The following is a 5104-nucleotide window of genomic DNA, read 5'->3' on the forward strand; positions in this document are numbered from 1 at the left end:
GTACCTCATATCTCTTGGTCGAGACAGAAGGCTCCCGATGATCGTATCACACGGTCAAACCTCAAGGAGTCCCCCGGCTAAGCCGGGGGATTACCTTATTTATTCACATGGGTAGCCACAGGAACCCACAAACCATGACAACCACACTCTCGTAATTCCTCTTCGGCTTGTCATATCGGAACGCCACGGCGCGCTCACATGCTTCAGCCGCGCAAAGGCATTTGCGGCCAGATGATAGTAGCGATGCAACCACCTCATTGCCCTGTATGCGCAACCTGCTAAGTACTCGAACAAAATTTTCCCGGATTTTCTGCTGTTTCGAACCAGGCCAACCCCTGTATTTCAGAGGCTTGCACGGGCAATGCAGGGGAAAATATCGGATTATTTTTCTTCGAGCACTTACACCGAGCACCTTGAAGTTCACATAGCGATGTCACTGCGTGGCCACCAGAGGGCGTCTGAGAAGAAGCGTTCGCGCAATAGCATCACAAGCAGTGCACGCTTGTGTGGGAAATTGAACTCCTTGATTTTGGCGTATCCAGAACGGTCGAGATTGCGGACTTGCTGCGCATGATCGGCACGAGGCTCGCCGACGATGCGTTGTGTACGTGGGTCGTCTAGGAACAGGTAATGGGAGATTGATGTGAGCCAAGCCGTAGCGATGGCTTTTCCACGGAATGCGGGCTCGCCGATCAGGACGTGCCAACCGCGATCATAGTCGTCTGCATCGTAAAAGGGGGTAATCCGATTTTCTTTGGCCCAATAGACTTCAAAGTAACCAAAGGGCTCGCCATCCAGGCTGGCGATTATCGAGTACATATGAGGATCTTCTGCAATCGCTTCCAGATAGCGCCGATGCTTGTCCAGATCTCCTTCCTCTTGCCAGATCTGCGCGACAGCCGGCTCATTCATCCAGCGATTGACACGCAACAGATCCTCCTCAAGTTGGAGGGCTCGGAATGAAAGGGTCTTGCCTAGCCAAGGAATATAACGCTGGTAGACGATCCCCTTGGGCTTGGGGGCGCGACGAGGATGCCGGCGCCCCTGAGTCAGGGTGTATTGCAGCGAGATTGGGGTGTACGCCCCGGGAAGCCAGAGCCTGGATTGTTGCCACAGCGTGTCTCTGCAAGCACAAACTCTGCCTTGGGATAGAAGAACGCCAGCGTAAGTCAGTTCCTCTGGCCATGACACTGGACCGGCAACCGTACATTCAGCTTGTGTTGGATGGAAAGTAAAAACCCCTTCGAGTGCGGCAAGTATGTCAATTGCAAGAGGTCGAGTCGAGTGCTCGGATAGCCATTCGATTTTTAATTCTGACGCGCTATTGCTAACCTCCCAATGCACGTTTTTCCCTCGTTGAGGATCGTCAACCAACAATATAGAACCATCGTATGTCAAACTAACCGGGTAACCTGCCGGATAGGAAATGATTGACGTTTCATTGCGCCAGTCCAAGGACATTGCTGATATGTGGACGGACATCAGTCGGCTCCTTGCCTAAATTTTGTGGTGAGAACTTGTAGCAAGTACTGAAGGAAAATTTTCCAGGATTTTCTGCAGCTCCGAGCTTCGCAGACTCCGTGTTTCAAGGGCTGGCACGAGCATGGAAGGGGAAAATGTCGGATTACTTTTCTTCGGGCACTTAGCTAGAGCATTTTCGCCCTACTCGGATTCACCTTTCTGGGGTGGCCAGGATAACGGCAGGCGTGGATTTTTCCCCTCTCCCATGCTTGGGAGAGGGAGCTGAAAGCCGTCGTGCCCAAGGCCGTCTCCGTGGTGATCAAATATTTCATGAAAATGCTCTAGCGAGCGGCCGGACAGCATTTTGTATCGAGCTCATGTTATCAGTCCCTGCATCGAAGTAACGAACCAGAAAGACCTGTTCCAGCGTGTACAACTCAAGACGAGCGAGACCAACGAATATTTAGTCGCTTCGCCAGCAAGTATGAAAAAATAATCTGAAATTTTCTCGACGCATGTCTGTACAAGTCCTTTAAACACGTAGGCTTGCACAGCCAGGAGCAGCAGCATCCGCCCTCCTCTTGGTGATGGAGATCAGCATGACACACCAAAAAGCCTCCGAACTCCCGGAACAGCTCACTCTCAGAGCAGCTCATGCAGCATGTCCAACAAATCAGGATGAGTCATGATTTCATCATGGTTGGTATCTATATAGTCGTGATACAGCCGACATTGCAACTGCTCCTCAATCTCCTTCAGCCGAACTTGCTGAAAACCACTCATTGCCCACCAGCAATGCACGTGGGCTTTTAGTTGTGGGAGTGGTGCCCCTCTCGACTGCAGCGTTGCCAGCCCTACTCCATGGCTGGCGATAAATAACCTTACAATCTCCAACGCTGAAGCTTCGGTATATCTAGGAGAAAGCGTAAATTCACCATTTTCCATTGCAGACTTCGTTACACGGACAAGCGATTCTTCCGCTTCGAAAGGATTGCAGGCATCGATGGATATTTTGAGATCAACTATCTTGGCAAAGGAAACCCCTTCAAGAAACGCCAAATACTCCTGACGCCAATCGGTCGATATCGACTTGACCTTCATTGGATGAGGTACATAGGTATCTACCAGCCCCAAGAACTTTACAGACCTCCCTGCTTTCTCCAATCGAGCCGCAATCATGGCCGCAAGCGCCCCTCCCAGCGACCATCCCAACAGATAGCAAGATCCATGCGGCTGAGCTGCACAAATCATTCTGAAATAGTCGTCCGCCATTGCCTCCAAGGAGTGGGGGCGATACCCAGGATCACTCAGGGTCCTGCAAGATACTCCATAAACGGTGCGCATCCCATTTAGCTTCTGCGCTAGCTTCAAATACCCCAGAGCCGTACCAAAACCTGAGTGAACGCAAAACAGAGGGGGAACATCATCCCTTTTTCTGTTGAGGGCTACCAAGGGGTCTGCAAATAGACTGCGAGTCAACTTACCGCATAACGCCTCGACCGTTGGACTCTGCATCAAATCATAGAGGGTCAGCGGCGGCGTGAATAGCGATTTAGCTTTATTGACAATCCTGAGAGCCAGCAGTGAATGCCCGCCCAGCTCGAAGAAGTTGTCGCGGCGCCCCACGCATTCCACGCCCAGCACCTCGGCCCAGATCGTGGCCAGCGCCTCTTCCGTTTCCCCCTGCGGCGCCTCGTAGGCCCGCTCGCTGGTCAGATCCGGCTCCGGCAACGCCTTGCGATCTACCTTGCCGTTCGGCGTGAGCGGCAGGTCCTCCAGCACCACGAGAGCGCCCGGCACCATGTAGTCCGGCAGCACCCGGCCCAGCCGCTCGCGCAGCGCGCCGCCGTCGAGAACCTGCCCGGCCTGCGCCGACACGTAACCCACCAGCCGCGCCCCACTCGGCCCCTCCTTAGCCACCACCACCGCCTCGCGCACCTCGGGCTGGGCCAGCAGCTGCGCCTCCACTTCGCCCAGCTCGATACGGAAACCACGGACCTTCACCTGATGGTCGAGACGCCCCAGATATTCGAGTTGCCCGTCGCCTCTCCAGCGCACCAGGTCTCCCGTGCGGTACAACCGGCTTCCCGCTTCGCCGAAGGGGTCGGCGACAAAGCGCTCGGCGGTGAGATCTGCGCGGTTGGCATAGCCGCGCGCAAGCCCGATGCCTCCCAGGTACAGCTCACCGGGCACGTTGGCCGGAGCGGGATTCAGCTCGCTATCCAACACATGGAGCCGTGTCGCTGCGATGGCACGCCCCAGGCTCGGCCGCTCCTCGCCCACCGGCCCTGCCGCCGACCAGATCGTGGTTTCGGTCGGGCCGTACAGGTTCCACAGCTCGACCCCTTGGGCACGCAGGTCCTGGGCGAGATCGGGCGGCAACGCCTCGCCACCGCACAGGCCCCTCAAGCGACTCGGCGGTACGGCTGGCCAGCCGCCGGCGCGCAGCAGACGCCAGCCCGAAGGGGTGGCCTGCAGCATGGTAGCCTGAGCTCCCTCGACCAACCGCGCCAGCGCCGCCCCGTCCCGCACGGTGTCACGCCCTGCCAGGACGAGACGGGCGCCAGTGATGAGGGGCAGGTAGAGCTCGAGCGCGGCGATATCGAACGACAAGGAGGTGACGGCGACCAGAACGTCCTCTTCGGTCATCCCCGGCCGGGCTCTCATGCTGAGCAGGAAGTGGCTGAGCGCTCGATGACGCACCATCACTCCCTTGGGCTTGCCGGTGGAGCCCGAGGTGTAGATCACGTAGGCGAGGTTGTCGCCGTGCGGCTCGATCGGCGGGTCGTGTTCGGGTTCGCCGTCGAGATCGAGGCGGTCCAGTTCCAGCGTGGTCAGCGACCGGCTGCCGGTGATTCGCTCCCTGACGTGGCGCTGCGTGAGCAGCAGCCCGATGCCGCTGTCCTCGACCATGTAGCCCAGACGCTCGGCCGGATAGTCCGGATCGAGCGGCACGTAGGCCCCGCCCGCCTTGAGGATGCCCAGCAGGCCCACCACCATCTCGACCGAGCGCTCCACCGCGATGCCCACCTTCGTCTCCGGCGCGACGCCCAGGGCGATCAGCCGGTGCGCCAGGCGGTTGGCCCGGCGGTTGAGCTCGGCGTAGCTCAGCGCTTCGTCACCGAAGACCAGCGCCGTGGCCTGCGGCCGCTCCTGCGCCTGCCGCTCGAACAGCCGGTGCACCGGCTCGGCATCCGGGTAGCGCTGCGGGTTCTCGCCCCACTGGCGCAACTGCGCCCGCTCGGCTTCGTCCAGCAGCTCCACGTCGCCCAGTGCCTGTTCCGGCCGCTCGGCCAGTGCGCGCAACACGGTCAGGTAATGCCCCGCCAGGCGCTCGATGGTCTGCGCCTCGAACAGCTCCATGGCATAGCCGAAGCTCGCCCGCACCTGCCCGTCGGGGCTCTCGTGGGTGTCCAACGTCAGCTCGAACTGCGCCGCCTGATCGTCCAGCGCATAGTCTTCCAGCTCCAGCCCGGGCAGTTGCCGCAAGGCCCGGTAATCCCCGCGCTGATGGTTGAACATCACCTGGAACAGTGGGGTGAGCCCCAAGCCGCGCTCGGGCTGCAACGCCTCGACCAGTTGCTCGAACGGCAGGTCCTGGTGCGCCTGCGCGCCCAGCGCCGCCGCCCTGGCCTGCGCCAGC

The 5104-nt window shown here is 58.8% G+C and carries 2 protein-coding genes and 1 pseudogene; all 3 read right to left on the reverse strand.

Going from position 1 to position 5104, the window contains the following annotated elements; genetic code table 11:
* Nucleotides 1–103: 103 nt before the first annotated feature.
* Nucleotides 104–255: pseudogene (locus ACYVD0_RS13340) on the reverse strand (IS5/IS1182 family transposase); the annotation flags it as partial.
* 165 nt (nt 256–420) lie between these two features.
* Nucleotides 421–1482, reverse strand: a complete 1062-nt coding sequence (locus ACYVD0_RS13345; RefSeq protein WP_460427251.1) for a GNAT family N-acetyltransferase — start codon at nt 1480–1482, stop codon at nt 421–423.
* Between the two features lie 621 nt (nt 1483–2103).
* Nucleotides 2104–5104: amino acid adenylation domain-containing protein (locus tag ACYVD0_RS13350; RefSeq protein ID WP_460427252.1), on the reverse strand; the 3001-nt coding region annotated here is incomplete at its 5' end.

Source organism: Azotobacter armeniacus (genome assembly GCF_054779355.1).